Genomic DNA, 24,833 nt, shown 5'->3' with positions numbered 1-24,833 from the left:
AATTCCGGGATGGTCATGCTCATAGGCGGCGCCATCTTCTTGAGGATGGCTTCCTTACGCTCTGTGGAATAACGCACGTTGATCACCTCTCAATCCGTTTAGGTGACAACTACGCTGGCAGATAAGGAGAGGCGTTAGCCAATCGAGAGCAAGAACGTGCGTCTGCCAAGCAGGATGCCATCGCGAAATTTTTGAGGTGAATTTATGGGCGATAATGTCGGAATGATAATTGTTTTTCTGATTTTCTACGGGGTCCCCATAGGCTCCATTCTTGTCTATTCACGTGAGAAGCGCAAAAGGCTTGTAAAAGAGTTGGAGAACAAAGAACTTGCTATTCGCGTTGAGCATCATGAGAAGGCTATCGATTTGGAGGCCAAGCGAGCTGATCTGGATCGTAAAGCTGAAGAATTCGGCTCTTTGGAAGATGCGATAGTGGGTTTGGATAAGCGTCGTGAAGCCTTGACGCTTGAGTTGACTAGTACGACCAGCCAACTCGAGGAAGCGCAATCCGCTTTCAATATAATAGATCGTGAGACTTTAGATTTGCAGCGCCTCAAAAAAGACGCTGATGCTATTGCTGCTCAAAAAGAGCGTAATGTTCAAGAGATTGAAGGTCTTAAAGATAAGTTGATTGAGCATCGCATCAAGGAGACCGCGGGCCAACGCACCATGCGTCAGGTGATGTCCAAGCTCGACCTCTATACGCGGCTGGAGGAGTTTGTCGATTATGGTCATTTCGAACTCCCTGAGTACCTGTATGAAACCAGCGAGCGTTTTGCAGCTGAGATCAAGCAAATACGTCAATCTCAGAAGGCTATGATCAAGGATAAGACGGCGTTTATCCAATATGGAGATGTTGTCATTACGGGTGATGAACGCCTTGACAAGAAGATCATTGAAGGACAAATGAAGCTTGTCATGCGTGCCTTTAATATTGAGGCAGATGTATTGATCGGCAAGGTTAGTCCTTCTAATTTCGAGCGAACATTGAGTCAGTTCGAAAAAATTGCGAGTGACCTTGAGAAGCTGGTTGCATCACTCCGTTGTGGGCTGAATACTGATTATGTCGCTCTCAAATACGAGGAGTGTGGGGTTCAATATCAATACACGCTGAAGAAGAAAGAAGAGGTTGAAGAGCAGCGAATCATTCGTGAGCAAATGCGAGAAGAGGCCAGGGCTGAAAAGGAATACAGAACTGCTATCGAAGCTGCGCAGCGTGAGGAAGAGATGTATCAAGATATTCTTGCACGCGCCAAGAATGAGCTTGAGCAGGCGTCAGCAGAGGAGCGAGCATTGGCTGAAGCCAAAGTGGCTGATCTCGAGCAGCGTCTACAGGAAGCGGAAGCAGCCAAGGAACGTACCAAGAGTCTGGCAGAGCAGACACGTCGTGGTTACGTCTATATCATCAGTAATATTGGTTCTTTTGGCGAAAATGTCTACAAGATTGGTATGACTCGTCGCCTCGATCCTATGGATCGTGTGAAAGAGCTAGGTGATGCCAGCGTACCGTTCTCATTTGACGTTCATGCTTTGATCTTCTCAGATGATGCTCCGGCGATGGAAACAGCACTTCACCGCAAGTTTTCACATCATCGAGTGAATGCCGTGAATCTGCGCAAAGAGTTCTTCCATGTTGAACTCTCTTCAATTCGAGAGGCGGTGATTGAAATAGGTCATGGTGATGCTGATTTCAAGACCACTATTGCGGCTGAAGAATACTTTGAGTCTCAACGCTTGAGAGAGCAGGTCGCTGCTTAAGCTGGTATAACCTTTCAAGCAACTCCTAGATGCTAGCTTTACCCAAGCCCTCATGACCCTTGGCTATATCCAGACGGGTTATGGGGGCTATTGTTATTGAGCTTGTTCTTGGGCTGCCTCTTTGTACCTGGGTTTAGGCTCAGGCACTTCCATCGTTTCTGTTCCTGCAGTGGAGAAGTCAGTTCATATCCACTAACGCAACCGCTTCAATTCCTGCCAGTTGGTGGTGTAGCGGGCGCTGCGGTGGGCGCAGCGCAGTTGCCAGGCGGCGTCGGGGCGTGCGACGCCCAGACGCACGGTGCCGCGGCCCATCTTCTGATTCATGGCGTCCAGTGTCGCCATCAGCTGCTGACTGCGTTCACGCCTGGCGATGTCATCTTCGCTTTCCAGCAGCGAGAGTTGCTCGCGTGGCTGGTCGATGAGGTCGAGCAGCATCACGCCAGCCTTCATGAAGCGATAGCCGCGCAGGTATATATGCTCCAGCGCCTGTTGCGCGGCGGCGAGTATCTCGCGGCTGTCATTGGTGGGGGCGGGCAGCTCGACGATGGTGCTGGGTGAGTATTGCGGCAGGTCGGGTCGGTGACGATTGCTCTTGAGGAAGACCAGTACGGCGCGTGTCAGGCTGCCTTGATGGCGCAGCTTCTCGGCGCCGCGCTGGGCATGTTGGCGGATGGCATCCCTGAGTTCATTCAAGTCACCGGTCATGCGCCCGAAGGAGCGCGAGGTCATGATGCGCTGGCGGGCGTCATCGGCATCATTCATCTCGAAGCAGAGCGTGCCTTGCAGTTCGCGCGCGGTGCGTTCCAGTACCACGGAATACCGCTGGCCGATGGCGCGCGGGTCGGCGCAGCGCAGGTCCCAGGCAGTGTGCAGGCCTTGCAGTGCCAAGCGTTCGACCAGTCGTCGGCCCACGCCCCAGACATCGCCCAGTGGCGTATCGGCCAGCAGGCGCTGGGTGCCGACTTCATCGGGTTCCAGCACGCAGACACCGCCGAATTCCGGACGCTTCTTGGCTGCGCGATTGGCCAGCTTGGCCAGCGTTCGAGTTGGCGCCACCCCGACACACACGGGAATGCCGGTGAACTTGCGGACATTGCGGTGCAGGGTGCGGCTCAACGTCAGCATCGAGTTGCGATCAAAGCCATCGAAACGCACGAACATCTCATCGATGGAGTAGGGCTCGACCCCGGCGGAATATTCCTCCAGCACCTCACGCACGCGCGCCGACATGTCGCCATACAACTCATAGTTGGAGGAGAGCAGGTGGATGCGCCCCTCACGGACGAGTGGCTGTAGCTGGAAGGCGGGGGTGCCCATCTCCACGCCCAGCGCCTTGAGCTCGTTGGAACGCGCGATCACGCAGCCGTCATTGTTGGACATCACGCCGACAGGGCGGCCCTCCAGGCGCGGGTCGAACACTCGCTCGCAGCTGGCGTAGAAGTTGTTGCAGTCCACCAGTCCGATCATTGGCGTCTTCATACCGCGTATTCGTGGATGACGGAGCGCACCACCCCCCAGACCTGGCATTCGAGGTCGAAGATCGCGACCGGCGGATACAGGGCATTGCCGGAGCTCAGATAGGGGCGCTGACCGATCAGCTCATAACGCTTGACCACCACCTCACCCTCGACCAGTGCCACCACGATATGCCCGGGGCGGGCATCGATGGAGCGGTCTACCACCAGGGTGTCGCCCTCATAGATGCCGAAGCCTTCCATGCTGTCACCCGCCACCGTCATGAAGAAGGTCGCTGCCGGGCGCTTTATCAGCCGCTCGTTGAGGTCCAGCGTACGCCCCGCGTAATCCTCGGCCGGCGAGGGGAAGCCTGAAATGCCAGCGCGCCCCGTGATGTGAGGGTGCGGCAGCGCACAGGGCTCCGGCGCTGGATGAGGGCGAGCCAGCGAGGCGTGGGACGGTTGAGCGGCAGATACGGTCATGGGTGGGGTCTCCTTTCGATACTGTATTCATATACAGTATCGGCGCTGAGAAGCCCTCAGGCAACCGATAATCCCTGCGAGTGCTGCACATTCACGAGACGCAGATCAGATGAAGTGCACCTGTGTTCAATGGTGGACGGCAGGTAAAGCTGCTAGCAGAAAAAATTTCCCGGTAGGCCTCGCGTTTGCGTTTGCCTGATATCCGCCTTACCTTCGTTATTCCTTATATAACAATATTAGAGGTGGAAAATGCGGCTTCCGATATTGGCGGTGGGTTTGGCATGCGGTATGTGCAGTGCCAGTGCGCAAGCGGCGGACTATCAGGATGTGCAGGATGCCGTCGAGCAACAGCGAGCGCCTCTGCTGGAGACGCTGGAAACACTGGTCAACTTGGATTCGGGAACGGGCTACCGTGAAGGCTTGAATGACGTTGAGGCAATGCTGACCCAGCATCTCGAAGCGCTTGGCGCACAGGTGGAAACGCACCCTGCCAAGACCTATGGCGGCAATACGATTGTCGGTCGCCTGCAGGGAGATGGCAGTCGCAAGATCATGTTGATGATTCACTACGACACCGTCTTCGATGAAGGCGCCGCCACGGAGCGTGCCTTCCGTATCGAGGATGGGCGTGCCTATGGCCCGGGCGTGGGCGATGCCAAGGGTGGCGCAGCCGTTATTCTGCACAGTCTCGAGGCGCTGAAGTCGCTCGGGTTTGATGACTATGGCCAGGTGACGGTTGTCTTCAATCCTGATGAGGAGAAGGGCTCGCCGGGCTCGCATGACCTGATTCATGAGCTATCGGCAGATCAGGATGCCGTGCTGGTATTCGAGCCTACCTTCGCTGACCCGGGAGTTGATGCCGTCACCGTCGTCACCAAGGGCATCAACTATGCGTTTCTCGAGGTGAAGGGCCGTGCCTCCCATGCCGGTGGCGCACCAGAGGAAGGGCGCAACGCCATTATGGAGCTGTCTCATCAGCTGCTGCAGTTGAATGAGCTTGATGATGCGGACAAGGAGACGACGCTCAACTGGACGATCGTCGAGGGCGGCGTCAAGCGCAACGTGATTCCGGAGCATGCCAGGGCGGAAGGTGATATGCGCTACTTCGATAGCAGCGAGTATCAGCGTGTCCTGGAAGAAGCGCAGGCCATCACGAAGAACCAGTTGATCGATGATACCGAAGTGGAGTTCCACCTCGAGAAGGGGCGTCCGCCGCTGCCTGACAATCCGCAGAGTCAGCAGCTGGCCGAGCAGGCCCAGAAGATCTATCAAGAGTTGGGGCAGACACTGCAAGCGGTCGAGATCGGTGGCGGCACCGATGCAGCCTACGCCTATCATGCAGATTCCGATAAACCGGCAGTGCTCGAATCCCTGGGTCTCGTCGGCGGCGGCTATCACAGCGATCAGGAGTTCGTGCTGGTCGATAGCGTCGTGCCACGCCTTTACCTGACGACGCGCATGATCATGCAATTGTCCGAGGATCAGCCGCAGGAGTGAAACCGGGGTTGTAGCGGTAAATGATATGCCGTCATGACAGCAAGCCCGATAAAAAAGCCCGGCCTCCTGGAGGTCGGGCTTTTTTGGGTCTTTCCCAATGCTGTTCTGTCTATCAGCCCGCCGGGCTCAGGATGCGGATATCGCCATCGGCGATCCAGTCACCGGCGTTGTCGCGGAAGCGCTGCATGTGTTCGGTCTCACGGTGGGCCTGCAGCGCATCGTGGGATTCCCAGGCTTCCACCACGGTGATGGTGTCGGGGCGTGGGTCGTTGTCCTTGTCGGCGGCGCGTTCGGAGTCCAGGCACGGGTGGTAGGCGTGGCAGCCATCTTCCTCGCGCACGGTGGGCGCGACGGCGCAGAGTTCATTGAAGACATCCTGAACGTGGCCTTCCTTGGCGGTAACGGTGGCGATTACCCAGATCATCTTGGCTCCTTGTGACGGTGCTGACCGCCGATGTTGTCGGGATTCTCGTGATGAGATGTCCTGACTATGTGGAGCCGTTTCTGGCCACTGCAAGGGGCAGGGGCTGACTGCCGGCATGACCCTGCATGATTAGCACATGAAAGCGCCGGACAGCAGGGCTGTCCGGCGCAGTTGTCATCAGACGATGATCCGCGTTCGTGATGGATCAGAAAGCGAAGGCGATGGATCAGGACGGGAAGGCGAACTGGGCGCCTTCACGCAGACCGGCGGAAGGCCAGCGCTGGGTGATGGTCTTGCGGCGAGTGTAGAAGCGCACCGCATCCGGGCCGTAGGCGGACAGATCGCCGAACAGCGAGCGCTTCCAGCCGCCGAAGCTGTGATAGGCAACCGGTACCGGCAGCGGCACGTTGATGCCGACCATGCCGACCTGGATGTGATCACTGAAGTAGCGGGCGGCTTCGCCATCACGGGTGTAGATGCAGGTGCCGTTGCCGTATTCGTGATCATTGATCAGCTGCATGGCGGCTTCCATCGAATCGGCGCGCACGACCAGCAGCACCGGGCCGAAGATCTCTTCCTGGTAGCAGGTCATCTCCGGGGTGACGCCATCGATCAGGGTGCCGCCGACGAAGAAGCCGTTCTCGCCGTCTTCGACCTGCGGATTGCGGCCATCGACCACCACCGTCGCGCCTTGCTGCTCGGCGCTGTCGATGTAGCCGACCACCTTGTCACGATGGGCCGCGGTGATCAGCGGGCCGAAATCATTGCCCTTGTCGCTGTAGATGCCGACCTTGAGGCCTTCCATCTGCTGCTTCATCTGCGCGATCAGCTTGTCGGCGGCGTCATCGCCCACGGCCACCGCGACGGACAGTGCCATGCAGCGCTCACCGGAGGAGCCGAAGGCGGCGCCATTCAGTGAGTTGGCCACGTATTCCATGTCGGCGTCCGGCATCACGATGGCGTGGTTCTTGGCGCCACCGAGGGCCTGACAGCGCTTGCCGTTGGCTGCGGCGCGGCTGTAGATGTATTCAGCGATCGGGGTGGAGCCGACGAAGCTGACCGCCTGAATGCGCGGGTCGTCCAGCAGCGTATCGACGGCTTCCTTGTCGCCATTGACGACATTCATGACGCCGGCCGGCAGACCGGCCTCCATCAGCAGCTCGGCGATGAACAGCGTGGAGGTCGGGTCGCGCTCGGAGGGCTTGAGGACGAAGGTATTGCCGCAGGCGATCGCCATCGGGTACATCCACAGCGGCACCATGGCCGGGAAGTTGAACGGCGTGATGCCGGCAACCACGCCCAGCGGCTGGAATTCACTCCAGGAATCGATGCCCGGGCCGGTATTGCGGCTGTGCTCGCCCTTGAGCAGTTCCGGGGCGCTGCAGGCATATTCGACATTCTCGATGCCGCGCTGCAATTCGCCCAGCGCATCGTGACAGATCTTGCCGTGCTCCTGACCGATCAGGCGGGCGATCTCGTCGGCATGTTCTTCCAGCAGCTGCTTGAAGCGGAACATCACTCGGGCGCGCTTGATCGGCGGCGTGTTGCGCCACTCCAGGAAGGCGGCCTCGGCGGCCGCGATGGCTTCCTCGACCGTCGCCTTGCTGGCCAGGCGCACCTGACCGCCGACTTCGCCGGTGGAGGGATTGAAGATGTCCTGGGTACGGCCTTCGCTGTGATCGATGTTGCCGTTGATGAGGTGTCCGAGCGTCTTCATTGGGTGGGTCTCCCTGAGATGACTTGTGAAATGAATGGCGATGAATGAAGTGGTGTTGATCGTCAGTTCTGAATGTTGATGGTCAGTCTTGAACGTCGATGGTCAGCCTTGAGCGTCGACCGTCAGCCTTGAGCTTCGAGCGTCAGTCCTGGGCGGCGAAGGCATCGCCGAGGGCATTGATCAGACGGTCCAGCTCGTCGTGTTCGGTGATGAACGGCAGGCCCAGCTGGATGGTGTCGCCGCCGTAACGGACATAGAAACCGGCCTTCCAGCAGTGCATGGCAATCTCATACGGGCGCCGCGCCGGCTCGCCGGGATAGGCCTCGACCTGCAGGGCACCGGCCAGACCGTAGTTGCGGATGTCGCTGATGTAGCGCGTGCCCTTGAGCTCGTGCAGCTTCTTCTCGAACACCGGACTCAGCTCGCGGACACGGGAGATGAGCTGGTCGTTCTCGAGCACGTCGAGGGCTGCCAGCGCCGCGGCACACGCCACCGGGTGACCGGAGTAGGTGTAGCCGTGGGGAATCTCCATCATGTAGTCGGGGCCGCCGTTGTCCATGAAGGTCTGGTAGATGTCGCCCTTGACGACCACGGCGCCCATCGGCACCGCGCCATTGGTGATCTGCTTGGCGACGTTGAGGATGTCCGGCGTGACCCCGAATTCCTCGGCGCCACTCATGGCGCCCATGCGTCCGAAGCCGGTGATGACCTCATCGAAGATCAACAGGATGTCGTGCTGGTCGCATATCTCGCGAAGGCGCTTGAGATAGCCTACTGGCGGTGGCAGCACGCCGGCGGAGCCTGCCATCGGCTCGACGATGACGGCGGCGATATTGGAGGCATCATGCAGCGCGATCAGCTCCAGCAGCTCATCGGCGCGCTCGGCACCGGTCCTGGGCATGCCGGGCGTGAAGACATTTTCCTTGAGCAGGGTATGCGGCAGGTGATCGGCATCGACCCCCTGACCGTAGAGCGAGCGGTTGGCCCCGATGCCACCGACACTGAAGCCCCCGAAGTTGACGCCGTGATAGCCCTTGCTGCGTCCGATCAGCTTGGTCTTGGTCGGCTTGCCTTTCTTGCGCCAGTAGGCACGCGCGATTTTCAGTGAGGTGTCGGCACTCTCGGAGCCGGAGCCGGTGAAGAAGACGTGATCCAGCCCCTCAGGCATCAGCGTCTTGATGCGATGCGCCAGCTCGAAGGCCTTGGGATGGCCGTACTGGAAGGCGGGCGCGTAATCCAGCTCGCGCAGCTGCGCACTGACCGCCTCGGCGATTTCCGGGCGGCAATGGCCGGCACCGCAGGTCCAGAGACCCGACAGGCCATCGAAGATCTGACGGCCCTGGGAGTCCGTGAAGTAGGCCCCCTGCGCCTTGGTGATGATGCGCGGGTCCTGCTTGAACTGGCGGTTGGCCGTGTAGGGCATCCAGTAGGCATCGAGCTGCTCCTGGCTCAAGCCTGCCTGGGCGGAAGGGGATGTATCGAAGGCGGTCATGATGTCTCCCACAGAGTGTTGTTGTTGGTTCTCGGCTCCTGTCCAACTAGATTAGGAAGTCCTTTTGGTAAGATAAATGCCATTGTCTTTACCTTCAGGAAAGCATTTACTTAACTTTCCGCTGGCGTTCGCTACGCCATCTCGGCGCAGTCAGGCGCCGTCTGTCGCGGAACCGTTCAATAACAGGAGGCGCGGGCCTATGCGAGGCGAGGTCATGCGGGGGCAGCTCGGCGATACCGACCTGCGTCTGCTGCGTATCTTTCGCAAGGTGGTGGAGTGTGGTGGCTTCTCAGCGGCCGAGATCGAGCTCAACATCAGTCGCTCCGCCATCAGCATGGCGATGAGTGACCTGGAGACGCGGCTGGGCCTCAAGCTCTGTCAGCGCGGGCGCAGCGGGTTTGCTCTCACCAATGAGGGGCGGGAAGTCCACGAGGCCGCGATGCAGATGCTGGCGGCGGCAGAGGGCTTTCGCACACGCATCAATGGTCTGCATGCCTGGCTCAAGGGTGAGCTGAACATCGGCATCACCGACAATCTGGTCACCATGCCCGAGATGCACATCACGGATGCGCTGAGTGCGCTGAAGGGTCACGGCCCGGAGGTGATGATCAACATCCGCATGATTCCCCCCAACGAGATCGAGCGCGCCGTGCTGGATGGCCGTCTGCATACCGGGGTGATCCCGACGCTCAAGACGCTGCCGGGGCTCGAGTATCGCTCGCTCTACGAGGAAACCTCCTGCCTTTACTGCGCACGGGGCCATGTGCTGTTTCGTGAACCCCGCGCGGGCGATACCCTCGCGCGGGGACGTCCGGTGGGCGAGGAAGAGATTCGCCAGCATGATGCGGTGCTGCCGGCCTACGCCCAGACGCCTGCGATCAAGGCGCTGCATGAGCCGCTCAAGGCCGCCGCCTCCGCGACTGACCGCGAGGGCATCGCCTTCCTGGTGCTTTCCGGGCGCTATCTCGGCTATCTGCCCACCCACTATGCCGAGCGCTGGGTGCGCGATGGCCAGATGCAGGCGCTCAGCCCGGTGGCCAACTCCTATGTCACCTATTACAGCGCCATCACGCGCAAGAGCCGCCCACCCAATCTGGTGCTGGAGCGTTATCTGAAGGAGCTGGATACCCTGCGCCAAGCGAAACCAGCTCGAAGAGTGTAGTCGGCGAGGGAGAGTAAGCTACGAACAAGTCCAAGCGTGTCGGGGTCAGAGAAGTCGCCCAGCTGGCGGGTGGAAGCAGCTATACGCTCTTAAGGAGACGGTGGCTAGTGTAGGGTGCCGGATGATGAAAGCTCCCCCCGCAGCCTTTGGTTGCCGGGGGCTTTTGCGTTTCAGGCTATTGCGGATGCGATAGTGATTCGCTGAAGGTCTCGACCAGGTGCTGGGCAAATGCCTGCACGCGACGAGGTTGGGCGCGCGCCGGCGGAAACAGCAGCTGCAGCGGCGAGGGCGGCGCGGCATGTTCCGGCAGCAGTTCGATCAGGCGACCCGCACGCAGATCCTCCTTCACATCGACTTCCGATTTCAGGGCGATGCCCAACCCTTCCAGGCACCACTGGCGCACCAGTTCGCCGTCATTGGCGATCCGGTTGCCACTGACGGTGACGATCTGCGGCACCTTGTGGCTGCCGAAGCGCCACTCGTTGTCGAGGCTCTTGCCGAAGCGCATCACCAGGCAGTTGTGGTGCTTGAGGTCCACCGGCGTCAGCGGCGCAGGATGCTGCGCCAGATAGGCGGGGGAGGCGCATAGCAGGCGGCGTTTCTGGCCCAGATGCCGCACGCGCAGCGTACTGTCCATGATGGTGCCGAAGCGCAGGGCAAGATCGATCCCCTGGCCGACGATATCCACGTAGCTGTCTGACAGCAGCAGTTCTATCTCGATGGTGGGGTGCAGATGCTGGAATTCGGTGATGGCGCGTGACAGGGCATTGCGGCCCAGGTCGCTCGGCGCACTGACGCGAATGCGGCCGGTGAGAGTCTGGGCGCCCAGGCGGATGCGGGTCTCCAGTTCCGAGACGCTGTCGAGCAGGCCGCGAGCTTCTTCCATCAGTGTCCGGCCTTCTTCGGTCAGGCTGATGGCGCGCGTGGTGCGGTTGAGCAGCACCACCCCGTAATGGGCTTCCAGCGCGGCGAGGCGCTCGGACACGGTGGTGGGCGACAGCCCCGTCTCGCGTCCTGCGGCGGTCAGACTGCCTTTCTCGATGATGGTCAGGAACAGGGCGATATTATCCAGCAGCATTGTACGGTTTTTCCGAATTATCTTTGCGTAAGTTGGATGTTTATACGGATGAGGCTTGTGGCTAGGATGACCACATCGCTTGCGCAACTCAAGCTTCCCGATCACGCCACGGAGTGTCTTTCATGACCCAGCTGACCGTCATCGCCAATATCCATGCCAAGCCGGACCAGATCGAGCAGGTCAAGGCAGCGCTTCTGGCACTGGTGCCCATCACCCGTGCCGAGGAAGGCTGCCTTGGCTACACCCTGCACCAGAACAACGATAACCCGGCGCATTTCACCTTTCATGAGAATTGGGCCTCGCGGGAACTCTGGCAGCAGCACATGCAGGCCCCACACCTGGAAAAGTATGTGGCAGCGACCGAAGGCGCGGTCAGCGAATTCACCCTGCATGAAATGACGGCCTTCGACTGAGAGGCGGGCCTGGGCCCTGGATATGGGCTCTGGCCCTGGATAAAGGCCCTGGCTTACCACCGCGGCCATGCAGGCCTGCTCGCTTTCTTTCTCTTTCAACAACCCACTCGAGGCAGTCATGACAGACCCCATCCGTATCGGCCATATCGCGTTGTCCTTCCATGAGGCCAGTGCTCGGGAAGTGGCGCGTGTTCTGGAGAGCCACGGCCATGAGGTGACCTTCGCCTCTGCTCCCCACGAAGAGGCCTTCGCGATGCTGGGGCGAGGGGAGGTCGACATTCTGGCCTCCGCCTGGTTGCCGTCGAGTCATGAGACCTACCTGGCCCCCATGCTGGATGACGTCGACAAGATCGCCGTCATCTATGAGCCGTATTGCATCTGGGGAGTGCCGGATTACGTGCCACAAAGCGCGGTGGCAAGCGTCACGGACCTGCTGCGGGAACCGGCGCTCAGCAAGATGGAGCTGATCATCCAGGGCATCAATCCGGGGGCCGGCATCAGTCGCTTCTCGGCCGAGATGATCAAGCAATATGGTCTGGACGCCGCCGGGTATGTCTTCCGCACCGGCAGCGAAGCGGACTGCTTCGATCGTTACGAAGCGGCGGTGGTGCAGGGACGTTGGGTCGTGGTGCCGCTGTGGCATCCGCAGTTTCTGCATCACCGCTACCGGATTCGCGCCCTCAAGGAGCCCAAGGGGCTTCTGGGTACCCAGGATGACGCCACGCTGGTGGTGCGCAAGGAGGCTCGCATGCGCATCGGCGCCGCGGCCCTCAAGGACCTCTCTCAGCTCTACATCGGCAATCCTCGCTTGAGCGAACTGGAAGACGACCTGCGTCGCCGCGCCTGATTTATCGCACCTGATTTATCTCGCCTGAATCTCGACAAATCCCGGGCGATGGCCACGTCACCGCCCAGTCTCTTCATCTCATCATCATCGACCCTGCCGGTGCAGCGCACAGCGCCAACCGGCGGGCAAGGAGCCCCCATGCCGTTTTCTCGCCTCAAGACAGCCATTCTCATCGCCTCGCTGGGCGTTGCCACTGTCGCCGGCGCCGCGCAGGCGGCCGCTGACAGCACGGCCGTGACCCCCCAGAATGCGCAAGCCGCCTCCCTGCGCGACGGCACGCTGACCACCGTCGCCGAATATTCGGACACCCGCCCCGGCAACATCACCTTCACGCCGGATGGCCGCTTGATCATGTCCCAGCAGCCTCTCGATGCACCGGCGCTGCGCGTGGTCGAGATCACCCAGGACGGCAAGCGTGTGCCGTTCCCGAACCTGGACTGGGCCGATGGCCCGGAAAAGGGCGAGGTCGGCATCGCCTCGATCATCGGCGTGCACTCCGACAGTCAGGGCGTGGTGTGGATGCTCGACATGGGCAGCCAGGACAGTGCGCCCAAGCTGGTGGGCTGGGATACCCGCAGTGATTCGCTCCAGAAGGTGATTTCGCTTGCCGGTGACAGCGTGCTGCCGATCTCCTTCCTGCAGGATTTCGTCATCGATGAGCAGCGCGGCAAGATCTATATCGCTGACATGACCTTTACCGCTCCGGCCTCCAGCATGAAACCGGCCTTCGTGGTGGTGGATATCGCCAGCGGCAAGACGCGTCGCGTGCTGCAGAGCGATGAAAGGCTGATGCCGGTGGAACACGACATGGTCATCAATGGCCATCTGATGGCGGCCAAGGGCGACAAGAATGGTGAGCCGAAGCCCTGGTACCTGGGCTTGAACGCCATCGCCTTCGATCCGGCGGACGACGTCGTCTATTTCGGTGGCGTGAACGGCAGTGAGATCTATCGCCTGCCGGCGGCTGAGCTGGCCGATGACACTGCCACTGAGGCGGAACTGGCTCGCGCCATCACGCCTTACGCCCCCAAGCGCCCCAATGATGGCTTCATCTTCGATGGCCGCCGCAGCGGCATCATCGCCGGTGACGCGGAGCACAACGCACTTACCTTCTCATCGCCGGAGGGCATGTCGGTGATCGCCCAGGATGACGAGCGTCTGCGCTGGCCGGATGGCTTCGCCTTCGCGCCGGATGGCAGTCTCTACCTCACCACCAACCAGCTGAACGCCCATCCGGCACTCAATCAGGGCGTGGATGGCAGTGACAAGCATTACTACCTGCTCAAGCTGACACCCGCCAACTGACCCTTGCTCCCTTGGGACTTGGTCCTCGGGCAACTCATTGCCTTGGCGTCATGGCTGCCTCGCTAACCTGTGATCTGCGCAGGACGTGTCTCACGACCGTCCTGCGTTGTCGTTTTTGTGTCTGGCCGGCGCATCTCGCATCGCAAGCCGATGACCCGTCGGCGTCTCCCTGCACGCAACACGCAAACTCGCGATACATTATCCGCTTTATCCGGATTAACCTTGCGGTCATGGGCTGTTTTTACGCCAAGGCCAGAGAGTTAACATGCTGTCATCGCATCACGGCACGGCCTTTCAGTGCTGCCGTGACTGACATGATCTTTAGGAGAGACTCTGATGAAAGCCATTGGTTACTACGTTGCCGGTTCCGTTGATCGTGACGACGCCCTGGTTGATATCGAACTCGAGACACCGGTCGCCACCGGTCACGACCTGCTGGTCAAGGTTGCCGCGGTGTCTGTGAATCCGGTGGATTACAAGATTCGTGAGAGCCGCGAGCCGGCCGCCGGCGAAGCTGCCGTCATCGGATGGGACGCCGTGGGCGAAGTCGTCGCCATCGGTGACCAGGTCACGGCCTTCGCCCCGGGCGACAAGGTCTGGTATGCCGGTGATCTCACCCGCGCCGGCACCAACAGCGAATTCCACCTGGTGGATGAGCGCATCGTCGGCCATGCGCCCAAATCCGTGGCGGCCCATGAGGCGGCTGCGCTGCCGCTGACCACGCTGACCGGCTTCGAGATGCTGTTCGATCGTCTGCGTGTCACCGAGCCGGTGCCGGGTGCTGCACGTGCCATCCTGATCATCGGCGGGGCCGGTGGCGTGGGCTCCATCACCATCCAGCTGCTGCGTGAGCTGACCGACCTGACCATCATCGCCACGGCGTCACGTCCCCAGACCCGCGAGTGGGTGAAGTCACTGGGCGCGCATCACGTCATCGACCACAGCCAGCCGCTGCCGGCCCAGATCGAGGCGCTGGGCATCGGTGCACCGGCCTTCGTGTTCTCGACCAACTTCTCCGAGCACTACGCGCCGCAGGTCGCCGAATTGATCGCGCCGCAGGGCCGTTTCGGCATGATCGATGACCCGGAGACCCTCGATGTGGTGCCGTTCAAGCCCAAGGCCGTTTCCATCCATTGGGAGCTGATGTTCACTCGTTCACTGTTCACTACCGCCGATATCACGCGTCAGGGCGAGATTCTCACCAAGGTGGCGGGTCTGCTGGACACTGGCAGAATCACCTCCACCGCGACGGAAACCTTCGGCACCATCAACGCCGAGAACCTCAAGCGCGCGCATGCCTTGCTGGAAAGCGGCAAGGCCAAGGGCAAGATCGTCCTCGAAGGCTTCTGATCGAAGCCACTGTCGAGGCGGTGATGTGAAAGGAGTGCGGCCGGGCAACCGGTCGCACTCCTTTTCGTGAAAGACACTCTCATTGCCACCCGGCACTCACAAGCCGCCTTGTCTGCTGGGGAGTGCCGGGTGGCTGATACAATGATGGAACCCTGTCATGGGCATACAGCGCCTTGATCATGTGAACCTGCGAACCGGACAGCTGAGTGCCATGCTCCAGTGGTATGGCGATGTGCTGGGGCTGCACAGCGGGCCGCGACCCGATTTTCCCTTCGCCGGTGCCTGGCTTTACGCCGGGGAGGTGGCGGTCATCCATCTCATCGACATCGGTTGCCTGTCAGCGATCAGCAGTGATGCCAGTCTCCGGCTTGAGCATTTCTCGCTTGCCGCCACGGATATCGAGGCATTCGAGGCGCGCCTGGCGGCGTCCCGTACGCACTATCAGCGGATCGCGCTCGCGGATGGCGGGCTTGTGCAACTGCACATGCGAGACCCGGACGGCAATCATCTACATCTCGATTTTGCCACCGCACCCTGCCGCGCCGTGGCCTGAACTGGCTCTAGGAGGTCATATCTGGCGCCAAGTGGCTGCCAGACTTGAGGAAAGCGTGTAGATCACGCGTTTTCCAACCGCAAATTGCGCCGCTGACGCGATAAGCTGATGGTAGGGAATGGCGATCTGGAACGCAGGGTGTCCAGCCGTCAGCAAGATGGCCTGAGCTGGACTCAGCACATCGCACGCATACGCAATCAGCCGAGGAGGCCAACATGGCGAAGCGGTCATTTGCGGTACTGACCCTGGTGTTGTCGTTGCTGGGTGCTGGCCTCGTGCAGGCTGACTCGGCGGGTGACGGCAATGATGACAAGGACGAGGAGCGGCTGCGCCAGAAGCATCATGATCTGGAAGGTCAGGTAAAGGCGCAGCGCGTTCAGGCGCAACAGATGCGGGAATTGAAGAAGATCCAGCACCAGGAAAAGCTGGCTGAGAAGAAAGCGGTGGCAGAGGCTTCGCCGGCACATGTCTGGAAGCGGGGCGGCAAGGTGCCGGACACTGTCGCCCGGGATGATGGTCTTCGGGTCGAGAACTGGCAGCAGCACAAGCTCTCGGAACCCGGCGCCAACCAGCGCTGGCTGCAGCTCAAGAATGCCTTCGTGCTGATGAATACCGAAAGCCATGTCATCGATGAGATCGTGCTCGAACAGTGATGCCCCGGGCAGCGATGACATTACCTATCTCTGATGCAAGCTGTCCTCATCTGGCGACGCTCTGATGGGGCACCCACCCCCTTGCGGCCATGCAATGCGCAGGCATCAATGCTTGCTACGCGCCATGGCGCGCCATATCAACCATTACGAATGTCTGCTTCTCGATGTCGTCATTGCGCAACAAGGATGCGTCAACTGGCGACAAGTCGTTGCGAATTGTGCGCAAAAGTGGAGGTTGGCGCGCTGGCTTGCCGTGGCGAACACGAGGCGATAGTGTTCTCTCATACCGTTTGTTAACACTGTTTCTTAACTCTGTCTCATGACCCCGTTTCATGACTCCGTTTCATGACCCCTGATTCACAGCCTCGGCATTCCTTGATGCCGAGTACGACGAGGAGGCCAGACATGCGCAATCGCACCCTGACCGTAATGATGATGATCTTCACCCTGATGACCGCGTCGCTGGCGCAGGCATCGCCCAACGACCGCGATAATCGTGGCGGTCAACACAACAGCCAAGGCAACCAGCACAACAGCCACGGCAATGGCCATCAGAAGAAAAAGCAGCAGACGCGTCACGACCAGTCTCAGCGCCATAATCAGCAAAAGCATCAGGCGCAGGCCAGGCATCAAGGTCAGAAGTCACACAACTGGCGTCGTGGCGACCATGTGCCGCGCAGCTACTACTCCAACAAGCGTTACTGGGTGAGTGACTGGCGTGCTCACAAGCTGTCTGCGCCGCCGCAGGGGCATCGCTGGTTGAATATCGATGGTCGCTATGTGCTGGCGGCCGTGGCGGGTGGTGCCATTACCGCGATCATTCTCAATCATTGAGGACAGTCAGACTGTCCGCGTCATGAAAAAGGGGCCTCCATCTAGAGGCCCCTTTTGCGTTTTTGCGCTCGGCCGCTGCTGAGCTAAGCCGGCACAGCACTATTGCGCGAGCAGTGTCTCCAGCGCCTGGGCGACGCGCAGCAGCGCCACATCCTGACCCTGAGGGCGCGACAGCATCAGGCCCAGCGGTTCTTCGTTCTGTGGTGCCGGCCCCGGAATCGAGATCGAGCTGGCATCCAGGTAGTTGAAGACGTTGGTGTTGCGCAGCGCGCGCTTGTTGAGCTGGGCGAAGAGCGCGCCATCCTGCTCCAGCAGGTCACGACGCGGAGCACGCATGGCAACGGTCGGCATCAGCACCGCATCGACGTCCTGCACCTGCTGAGCGAAGCGTTGCTGGATGGCGGTGCGCGGCCACAGGCGTGCCAGATACTCGCTGGAGGTGATGTCGCGCCCGCCGTTCAGGCGTTCGGCGATCAGCGGATCATACTGGGCTTCGTGGGCGGCCAGCAGTTCGTGATGCACGGCGGCCGCTTCCGGAATGACCAGCCCGCCGCGCTGATTGATGGCGTAAGCGGCCTCGATGGCCTCGACCGGCGCACGCTGGAGGCGAACCCCCAGACCCTCGAGCCGTTCCAGCAGGGCGGCGAAGTCGGCGGCCACATCGGCATCCACTTCACTGACCAGCTCGCTCTCCGGCACCAGCAGCGTCAGCGGGCGAGTGAGCGGCGTCGCGTCAGCGACCTCACCGCTCAGGACTTCCCACAGGCGGCGACAGCAGGCGACGCTGGGCGCGATGGGGCCGATGCAGTCCAGGCTAGGTGACAGCGGGAAGGCGCCATCTCCCGGCACGCTGGCCTGTGACGGCTTGAAGCCCGTCAGGCCACAGAAGGCCGCCGGAATCCGCAGCGAGCCGCCGGTATCGCTGCCCAGGGTCGCGGCTGCCAGCCCGAAGGCGACGGAGGCGGCACCGCCGGAGGTCGAGCCGCCGGTGATGCGCTCGCCATCGAAGGGGTTGGGCGGCGTGCCGACATGCGGGTTCAGGCCCAGGCCAGAGAACGCGAACTCACTCATGCTGGTGCGGCCGGCATGCAGGATACCGGCGGCTTTCAGGCGGCTCAGCGCCACAGCGTCCTGATCGGCTGGTTGGCTTCCTGCCAGTGCCCGCGAGCCTGCCAGCGTCGTCATGCCGGTTTCGTCGAAGAGGTCCTTGATCGAGACCGGAACACCCCCCAGCGGCAACGACGTCGCAGCCGCCTTGAGTTGCTGCTGAGCGGCGGCCTGCACGCTCATGCCAGCATCATCGCGGCTGATGATGCTGTGGCTGGCGCTCTCGCCCAGGGCCTGATGGCGCTCGGCAAGCACCGTGGCGGTCTGCTCGGGGCCGAAACTGCCTGTCTGATAGGCGGCCAGCAACTGCGTCAACCTGCGCTGGCGGGGCGGGCGTGCCCAGAATTCACGCGCCTGTTCAAGGCGCTTGTGCTCATCACTCATGCCACCACCTCAAGTTCTTCCACCTCATAACGGTGCTCGATGCGACGACCGGTCTGCGGGTCGATCAGGCGCATGGTAAAGCTCGGGCTGGGGCGGATGCCACCGATCGCCGGCACGGTGCCGCACAGCAGCACGCTGTTGGGGGCCAGGCTGCCGTCCTTGGCGATGCCGGCCGGCAGGCGCTCCATCAGGGTGGCGACCGGCAGCAGCTCGGCGAGGGTGCCCTGCTGATAGCGCACGGTCTTGCCGGCGTCTTCGATCTCGCTTTCGATCTCGAGGCTGTCCCAGTGGTCGATGACCTCACTGAGCTTCCAGGCATGGCGGGCAATCGGCTTGGCGCACAGCTGCTTGGATTCGGCGACGCCGACGGCTTCGAGCTTGCGGTCGGTGTGGTCCGAGGCGATCGTCACCCACAGGGTGCCCTCGGCGTCGCTGACCAGACAGGTCTCGACCTCACCGGAGCCTTCGCCGCCGAGCATCGCGACCTGAGAGGCCTGGGTCAGGGTCTCGCGGGTCACGCGGTAAAACAGCGGGGTCTGGGAGGGCGGCGCCACGCCCAGCAGCTTGAGCTCGTCGATATGGTGCTGCACGCCCGCCTGGTCGCGTCCGGCCCAGCCGGCAATCGCGACGCGCTGGACATCAAGGGTGAATTCGCCGTTGTCATGGGTAAAGGTCAGCATGGTTTATCGCTCCGTTATCGGGGTTGTCTTTGTTCTTTGAAAAATTCTTGAATGAACGGTGTGGCGCCAATGACACCTGCCGGCTTGCCAGCAGGTGCCAGGCTAGAGCAGGTTTACAGTGCCGAAGGCAGCCACAGCGCGATCTGCGGAAAGGCCACCAGCAGCGCTGCCATCACCAGCATCGCGCCCAGATACGGCAGGGTGCCGATGATGACGTCGGCGAAGGCTTCGCCACGCCGTGAGGCCTGCACGATGTAGAGATTCAAGCCGACTGGCGGGGTGATCAGCGCCAGCTCGACGAACAGGATCATCACGATGCCGAACCACACCTTGTCGTAACCGGCCGCGACGATCAGCGGGGTGACGATGGGAATGGTGATGACCATCAGCGACAGGGTCTCGATGAAGAAGCCGAGCACGATGAACAGCGCGATCACCGCCATCAGCAGCGCGAAGGGACCCAGGTCATAGGCTTCGAGCAGGCCGGTGACCTGCTGGACCATGCCGGAGGACGCCAGCGCAAAGTTGAGGAAGGAGGCCGCCATGATGATGAACAGGATCATCGAGGTGGTCTTGACGGTGCCGTCCAGCGCGCGGCTGATCATCGACAGGTTCAGCGAGCGGTTGATGGCGGCGAGACCCAGTGAGGCCAGCACGCCGATGGCGGCGGCTTCGGTGGGCGTCGCCCAGCCAAGATAGATGGAGCCGACGATGACGATGAACAGCACCAGCAGCGGCAGCAGGAACGACAGGCTCTTGAGGCGGGTGCTCCAGCTCGCGCTCTTGCGCGGGCCGCCCAGCGATGGCTTCCAGACACACAGCAGCAGCGAGGCCAGCATGAACAGCGCTGCCAGGCCGAGGCCCGGTACCAGACCGGCCATGAACAGCTTCGGGATGGAGGTCTCGGTCAGGAAGCCATAGACGATCAGGTTGATCGACGGCGGGATCAGGATGCCGAGGGTGCCGCCCGCGGCGATGCTGCCGCAGAACAGCTTGGGGTCGTAGCCGAGCTTCTTGCCCTGGGGGAGTGCCACGGTCGAGACCGTCGCCGCTGTGGCTACCGAGGAGCCGGAGGTCGCCGAGAACAGCGCCGAGGTGGTGATGTTGGCGTGCAGCAGACCGCCCGGCAGCCACGACAGCCAGTGGTCCATGGCGCGGTAAGCCTTCTCGGCGATGCCGGCGCGCACGATGATCTCGCCCATCAGCACGAACAGCGGAATCGCGATCAGCAGGAAGGAGTCCGTGGCAGACCACAGGTTCTGGCCCAGCGCCTTGGTCAGCGGGAAGAAGGAATAGAACTGGTCGATCCCGAAGGCGAGCAGGAAGAGGGTGACCGCAACGGGAATGCCGGCCAGCAGCAGGGTGAGGATACCTACCGAAAGAAAGCCCAACATCAGCGTGTCTCCTTGGTCGTGGAGGCCGCCTGGGCCAGAGCCCCTTCGCTTTCTCCGTGATCGGGGCCGGCCAGTGTCTCCAGCGTGGTGGTATCACGCAGACAGGCGGCAACGAGAACGCGCAGTCCCAGCACGCTGGTGGTGATCGCGAACCAGGCGTAACCGGACAGCCACAGCAGCTGCGGAATCCACAGCGGTGTCGCCAGCGGGGTATTGGCGGTGGAGCCGTTGCTCAACGACTTGCCGAGCACCGGCCAGGCATTGATCAGGATCACCCAGGCCACCAGGTTCAGCGCCAGCATCGCGAGGATATCCAGGGTGTGGCGCGAGAAGGCCGGCAGCTTGCCATGCACGACATCGATACGGATGTGGGCACGCTCCATCAGGGTGTGGGACAGCCCCCACGCCGAGAGCATCGCCAGCACATAGCCGGCATATTCGTGCACGCCGGGCAGCGGATGATTGAACAGTTGGCGCATGAGGATTTCCGCGCCGATGAAGACCACGACGGCCAGCAGCAACAGGCCCATCAGGCGTGCGGCGTGGCGCGATATCGCACGTGTCAGGGACACTAGGATATCGAGTGCGTGAAGGAAGGAGTTCATGAGTCTGGTCCTGCTGGGGCGGTGAACGACGCTGATCCGTGCCAATCAGGCGAGGTGCGGGCGTTCAGCGCCGTGTCTCTGGGGAGCATGTCTGCCGTGTCCGGGCAGGGCGGGGCTATCGGCCCCTGCTCGCGAACAGCCCTTCGCGAGCAGGGGCCGTTGGATCACTCCGCGGTGGCGGTCAGGCCGACGACCTTGCCGACACTCTCGTTCCAGGCCGTGCGCGTCTCTGCATCGACACGTGCCGCCCAGGCAGGCAGGACGGTGTCTTCAAGCGCCGCACGTGCGCGTTTGGCATCGTCATCGCTGAAGTCGACCAGCGTCATGTCGGCGCTCTTGCCCAGCGGGCAATCGCCTTCGCCAGTCAGACAGGCCACGCCACGCGCGGTCTCGCCACGCGCGTTTTCCCACACCGGCGCGGTGAATTTGCTGTCCACCTGTTGCTGGATCAGCGTCTGGCTATCAGCTCTCAGGCTCTGCCACTTGTCCTGATTGATGGCGGTGATCACGTAATCCCAGCCGCCCAGCGGCAGCGGCATCAGGTGGCTGGAGACTTCGTGCCAGCCGGCGCTGTAGCCGGAGAGCGAACCGGTGACGGCGCAGTCGATCACGCCACGTTCCAGGGAGCCCGGCACCTCGTTGAAGGCGATGTTGAGGCTCTGCGCGCCCAGCGCCTCGATGAACTCACCGGTGGAGCGGCCACTGGCACGTACCTTCTTGTCCTTCAAACCATCTAGCCCTTCGATCGGGGTATTGCAGAACAGTACCTGGGCCGGATACGGCACGATCGCCAGTACATGGCTGTTGAAGCGCTTGTTCATGGCGGATTCGGCCAGTGGGCGGAAGGCTTCGGCAACCTTATGGGCCTCCTCGGCCGTCGGAGCCATCATCGGCAGATCCAGGCCTTCGAGTTCCGGCGCGTCCGACACGGTGTAATCCGCCACGGTCATGCCGACATCGAAGACGCCATCGCCCAGGTAGCGATAGACGTCGGAGCCGGGAATGCCCATCTGGTCTAAGGTGGTCACCTGGGTGCTGAGCTCACCGCTGCTGGCAGCTGGCAACGTCTCGCTCCAGAAGGGCTTCTCGAACTGACGGTTGAGCTCAAGGCTGCTCCAGCTACCTACCACGTTGAGGGTGTCGGCAGCATTGGCGCTACCGGTAGCGGCGAGCGCGAGACCAAGGGTGGAGAGGGCAAAACGTGTCTTCATGGGAGTCACCATTGTTGTTGTGCATCTGGTGTTATCGAAAGAATCTGACGGTCTTGTCTGTTGCGGAGCAGGTCCGTGGCTCCCACAAGCAGTCATCCGTATTTGAGGCGATGATTGGGGATATCGGTGATCAGCATGTGGCCCGGGCTGTGTGCGATGGCCAACGGCAGGCGCGCATTCTCCAGCGCCAGTTGTGGCGTGACGCCACAGGCCCAGAACACCGGCAGGTCGTCTGTCTCAAGCGTAGGTGCATCGCCGAAGTCGGGGGTGTTGATATCGGAAATGCCGATCAAGGCGGGGTCACCCAGATGGACGGGCGCGCCGTGTACGCGGGGCATGTCAGTGGTGATCTGGATGGCGCGAATGGCATGCGCCGCCGACATCGGGCGCAGGGACACCACCAGATTGCCGTGGAAACGTCCGGCATTGATCAGCGGAATGTTGGTGCGATACATCGGCACGTTGCGCTTCAGGCGCGCATGGCGAACCTCGACGCCTTCGTTGAGCAGCGCTTCTTCAAACGAGAACGAGCAACCGATGGAAAACGCCACGAAATCGTCCTGCCACAGGGCGGCGATATCCGTGCGCGTTTCTTCACGCTTGCCGTGACGGTAGATGTGATAGGCGGGCAAGTCATGACGCAGGTCGATGTTCTCACCGAGCCCTGTCGGGACGGGAGAACCGACGGCCGTGACATCCAGCAACGGGCAGGCCTTGGGATTGGCCTGGCAGAATTGCAGAAATTCGCCGGCAGCCTCGGCTGGCAGAATGATCAGGTTGGTCTGGGCAAAGCCTGCAGCGATACCGCTGGTGTGGCTGGCCCAATGACCGCTGCGGATCTGCTCGCGCGCCTCGCAGGGGGACGACGCGGCACTGAGAAGTGTCTGGGGCATCGTGGGGGCTTCTTGTGAAGTTGTTGTTGTCTGTCTTCACCATAAGAAGCGCACCCGGATAAATCCAATCGATTTTTATCGAGTCAATACATCGGAAACTCCTTTCATGTGGTGTGTGAAATGGCCCGTCGCAGGCCCGTGAGATGTGAGCGAGACAGGAACAGCGGGAGCAGGAACAGGAACATGAGGAATACGAGAGCGTCGTGGGCAGACAGCGATGCTCAGGACAGGCGTGAATGAGCCTCCTGATCCTGGCGGGCTATCTCGATGGCAAGCTCGCAGACCCCTTCGGCGAGGGCGCTTTCCATGTGGGTCGGCCAGGAGGCGGTGAAGGTCAGTTCGGGGAGGTCGCAGGGCAGGCTGAGCAGGGTGCCCTGGCGGATTTCCTCGGCGACGATGCGCGGCGGGATGGCGCCGACGCCGAGGCCATCCAGCGTCATGCGCACGATGGTCCATAGCGAGCTTGAACAATGCAGCTTCACGTCATCGAGTCCCATCTGATGCAGCATGGAGCCAAGTTCATGGTGCGGCCGGCTGTTGCGGGCAAATGAGATCAGCGGCAGAGCATTCAAGCGTCGCAAGGAGAAGTTGTCTTCGGTGAAGCCCAGCGCGGGGCTGATCACGAAGCCCATCGTGTAGCTGCAGAGAAACCGATTGAGCACACTCTCTGCCGTTACCGGCCCCATCAGAAAGGCGAGGTCGATATCGCCGGCGGTGAGCATGGCGGCGAGTCCCGGGGAGCTATCGACCTCGAGTTCCAGGGTGAGGTCCGGGTAGCGGCGCGCCAGTTCGGCCAGAAAGCCGGGCAGCCAGCTATGGGCGACGGTCTCGACGACACCCAGTCGCAGCACGCCCTGGAAGGGCGTATTTAACTCCATCATGGATAGCGCTTTCTGGCGCGCTTCCAGCAGCGCCTCGGCGTGGCGATAGAATTCGCGCCCCTTGAGCGTCGGCTGTACCGGTCGGCGAGTGCGCTCCAGCAGACGGGTTTCCAGGGTGGTTTCCAGCTTGTTGATACGTTCGGAAATCGAGGGCTGGGTCAGATGCAGGTGCTGGGCGGCCAGCCGGAACGATCCCAAGCGGGTGATCCACACGAAGGCTTCCACTTCCTTGAAATCGAACATGGCCAGATCCTGTCTCAATGGATGATGCACCCCTGGGCCCACACTATCATTCGCTGAGAAATTGCGTTCTCTGTTGCTTGTGTTCCGGTACGATGTGAGGCATCAAGAGATGGTTGATTTTCATGAAAAGGAATGATGATGAAGACTAGTATGCGACTTGTCAGCCTGGTGATGTTGAGCGCCCTTGTAATGGCAGGGTGCAGTTATACACCGGCGCGGATCGATGCCGAACCCATTATCGAGATCGGTGATGGACACCATGACCACAAGCGTGGAGGCGGCGACTTCTGTCCGCCCGGGCAGGCCAAGAAAGGCAACTGCTGATCACGTCGAACTACAAGGAGCCGCCCAAGCGGCTCCTTTTTCGTTGTCGATCACTTCACGATATGGGCCTCTGGAGTCGCTTGAACTGCAG

At 61.2% G+C, this 24,833-nt stretch carries 23 protein-coding genes; 10 read left to right on the top strand and 13 right to left on the bottom strand.

Annotated features, from left to right (window positions below; genetic code table 11):
• The first annotated feature begins 204 nt into the window (after positions 1–204).
• Complete coding sequence (locus tag MKZ40_RS14580; RefSeq protein ID WP_217485924.1) at positions 205–1,758, top strand: DUF4041 domain-containing protein; 1,554 nt, start codon at positions 205–207, stop codon at positions 1,756–1,758.
• A 192-nt stretch (positions 1,759–1,950) separates the two neighbouring features.
• Here MKZ40_RS14580 and MKZ40_RS14575 read toward each other — a convergent pair whose 3' ends face one another.
• Positions 1,951–3,225 (bottom strand): Y-family DNA polymerase, encoded by a 1,275-nt coding sequence (locus MKZ40_RS14575; protein ID WP_175090302.1) that lies wholly within the window; start codon positions 3,223–3,225, stop codon positions 1,951–1,953.
• Between the two features lie 8 nt (positions 3,226–3,233).
• Positions 3,234–3,695, bottom strand: coding sequence for a translesion error-prone DNA polymerase V autoproteolytic subunit (gene umuD, locus MKZ40_RS14570; RefSeq protein ID WP_043332158.1), 462 nt, complete (start codon positions 3,693–3,695; stop codon positions 3,234–3,236).
• A 288-nt stretch (positions 3,696–3,983) separates the two neighbouring features.
• Here umuD and MKZ40_RS14565 point away from each other — a divergent pair, with 288 nt between their 5' ends.
• Positions 3,984–5,192, top strand: a complete 1,209-nt coding sequence (locus MKZ40_RS14565; protein ID WP_254627163.1) for a glutamate carboxypeptidase — start codon at positions 3,984–3,986, stop codon at positions 5,190–5,192.
• Positions 5,193–5,304: 112 nt separating this feature from the next.
• Here the strand turns inward: MKZ40_RS14565 and MKZ40_RS14560 are convergent, their stop codons facing one another.
• From MKZ40_RS14560 to MKZ40_RS14550, 3 genes are all read right to left on the bottom strand, one after another.
• Entirely contained in the window at positions 5,305–5,616 is a 312-nt protein-coding gene (locus tag MKZ40_RS14560; protein WP_043332154.1) for a putative quinol monooxygenase, read from the bottom strand.
• A 226-nt stretch (positions 5,617–5,842) separates the two neighbouring features.
• Entirely contained in the window at positions 5,843–7,333 is a 1,491-nt protein-coding gene (locus MKZ40_RS14555; RefSeq protein WP_175090288.1) for a CoA-acylating methylmalonate-semialdehyde dehydrogenase, read from the bottom strand.
• 142 nt (positions 7,334–7,475) lie between these two features.
• The gene (locus MKZ40_RS14550; RefSeq protein WP_043332339.1) at positions 7,476–8,825 is read right to left on the bottom strand and encodes an aspartate aminotransferase family protein; all 1,350 of its coding nucleotides are present in this window, start codon (positions 8,823–8,825) and stop codon (positions 7,476–7,478) included.
• Between the two features lie 199 nt (positions 8,826–9,024).
• Here MKZ40_RS14550 and MKZ40_RS14545 point away from each other — a divergent pair, with 199 nt between their 5' ends.
• Positions 9,025–9,987 (top strand): LysR family transcriptional regulator, encoded by a 963-nt coding sequence (locus MKZ40_RS14545; RefSeq protein WP_043332151.1) that lies wholly within the window; start codon positions 9,025–9,027, stop codon positions 9,985–9,987.
• A 175-nt stretch (positions 9,988–10,162) separates the two neighbouring features.
• Here the strand turns inward: MKZ40_RS14545 and MKZ40_RS14540 are convergent, their stop codons facing one another.
• Positions 10,163–11,065 carry a LysR family transcriptional regulator gene (locus MKZ40_RS14540; protein ID WP_043332149.1) on the bottom strand — a complete coding sequence of 301 codons (903 nt, stop codon included), beginning with the start codon at positions 11,063–11,065 and terminating at the stop codon, positions 10,163–10,165.
• A gap of 122 nt (positions 11,066–11,187) precedes the next feature.
• Between MKZ40_RS14540 and MKZ40_RS14535 the strand changes: the two genes are divergently transcribed.
• From MKZ40_RS14535 to MKZ40_RS14505, 7 genes are all read left to right on the top strand, one after another.
• Positions 11,188–11,478: a putative quinol monooxygenase gene (locus tag MKZ40_RS14535; RefSeq protein WP_175090287.1), complete on the top strand. Its 291-nt coding sequence runs from the start codon at positions 11,188–11,190 to the stop codon at positions 11,476–11,478.
• 118 nt (positions 11,479–11,596) lie between these two features.
• Positions 11,597–12,325, top strand: a complete 729-nt coding sequence (locus MKZ40_RS14530; protein WP_175090286.1) for a glycine betaine ABC transporter substrate-binding protein — start codon at positions 11,597–11,599, stop codon at positions 12,323–12,325.
• A 138-nt stretch (positions 12,326–12,463) separates the two neighbouring features.
• The gene (locus tag MKZ40_RS14525) at positions 12,464–13,630 is read left to right on the top strand and encodes an L-dopachrome tautomerase-related protein (protein WP_175090285.1); all 1,167 of its coding nucleotides are present in this window, start codon (positions 12,464–12,466) and stop codon (positions 13,628–13,630) included.
• Between the two features lie 336 nt (positions 13,631–13,966).
• On the top strand, positions 13,967–14,980 hold the full coding sequence (locus tag MKZ40_RS14520; RefSeq protein ID WP_175090284.1) for a zinc-binding alcohol dehydrogenase family protein: 1,014 nt from the start codon (positions 13,967–13,969) through the stop codon (positions 14,978–14,980).
• Between the two features lie 157 nt (positions 14,981–15,137).
• Positions 15,138–15,533 carry a VOC family protein gene (locus MKZ40_RS14515; protein ID WP_175090283.1) on the top strand — a complete coding sequence of 132 codons (396 nt, stop codon included), beginning with the start codon at positions 15,138–15,140 and terminating at the stop codon, positions 15,531–15,533.
• 215 nt (positions 15,534–15,748) lie between these two features.
• Positions 15,749–16,186: an RcnB family protein gene (locus MKZ40_RS14510; RefSeq protein ID WP_153635609.1), complete on the top strand. Its 438-nt coding sequence runs from the start codon at positions 15,749–15,751 to the stop codon at positions 16,184–16,186.
• Positions 16,187–16,591: 405 nt separating this feature from the next.
• Positions 16,592–17,020, top strand: coding sequence for an RcnB family protein (locus MKZ40_RS14505; protein ID WP_175090282.1), 429 nt, complete (start codon positions 16,592–16,594; stop codon positions 17,018–17,020).
• A 99-nt stretch (positions 17,021–17,119) separates the two neighbouring features.
• On the opposite strand, the gene MKZ40_RS14500 is transcribed toward MKZ40_RS14505, so the two are convergent.
• The 7 genes from MKZ40_RS14500 to MKZ40_RS14470 all read right to left on the bottom strand — a co-directional run bounded on the left by MKZ40_RS14500 (position 17,120) and on the right by MKZ40_RS14470 (position 24,418).
• A complete protein-coding gene (locus MKZ40_RS14500; RefSeq protein WP_175090281.1) occupies positions 17,120–18,511 on the bottom strand; it encodes an amidase family protein in 1,392 nt (463 codons plus the stop codon).
• Positions 18,508–19,191: a DUF2848 domain-containing protein gene (locus MKZ40_RS14495; RefSeq protein ID WP_052384353.1), complete on the bottom strand. Its 684-nt coding sequence runs from the start codon at positions 19,189–19,191 to the stop codon at positions 18,508–18,510. The genes MKZ40_RS14500 and MKZ40_RS14495 overlap by 4 nt, the downstream gene beginning before the upstream one ends.
• A gap of 113 nt (positions 19,192–19,304) precedes the next feature.
• The gene (locus MKZ40_RS14490; protein ID WP_175090280.1) at positions 19,305–20,585 is read right to left on the bottom strand and encodes a TRAP transporter large permease; all 1,281 of its coding nucleotides are present in this window, start codon (positions 20,583–20,585) and stop codon (positions 19,305–19,307) included.
• Complete coding sequence (locus tag MKZ40_RS14485; RefSeq protein WP_175090279.1) at positions 20,585–21,190, bottom strand: TRAP transporter small permease; 606 nt, start codon at positions 21,188–21,190, stop codon at positions 20,585–20,587. The genes MKZ40_RS14490 and MKZ40_RS14485 overlap by 1 nt, the downstream gene beginning before the upstream one ends.
• A gap of 164 nt (positions 21,191–21,354) precedes the next feature.
• Entirely contained in the window at positions 21,355–22,401 is a 1,047-nt protein-coding gene (locus MKZ40_RS14480; protein ID WP_175090278.1) for a TRAP transporter substrate-binding protein, read from the bottom strand.
• A gap of 92 nt (positions 22,402–22,493) precedes the next feature.
• Positions 22,494–23,294 (bottom strand): putative hydro-lyase, encoded by an 801-nt coding sequence (locus tag MKZ40_RS14475; RefSeq protein ID WP_175090277.1) that lies wholly within the window; start codon positions 23,292–23,294, stop codon positions 22,494–22,496.
• A 221-nt stretch (positions 23,295–23,515) separates the two neighbouring features.
• Entirely contained in the window at positions 23,516–24,418 is a 903-nt protein-coding gene (locus MKZ40_RS14470; RefSeq protein ID WP_175090276.1) for a LysR family transcriptional regulator, read from the bottom strand.
• Between the last annotated feature and the right edge of the window lie 415 nt (positions 24,419–24,833).

Source organism: Cobetia sp. BMC6, from assembly GCF_029991385.1.
GTDB lineage: Bacteria > Pseudomonadota > Gammaproteobacteria > Pseudomonadales > Halomonadaceae > Cobetia.
This window is presented reverse-complemented; position numbering and strand designations above follow the sequence as displayed.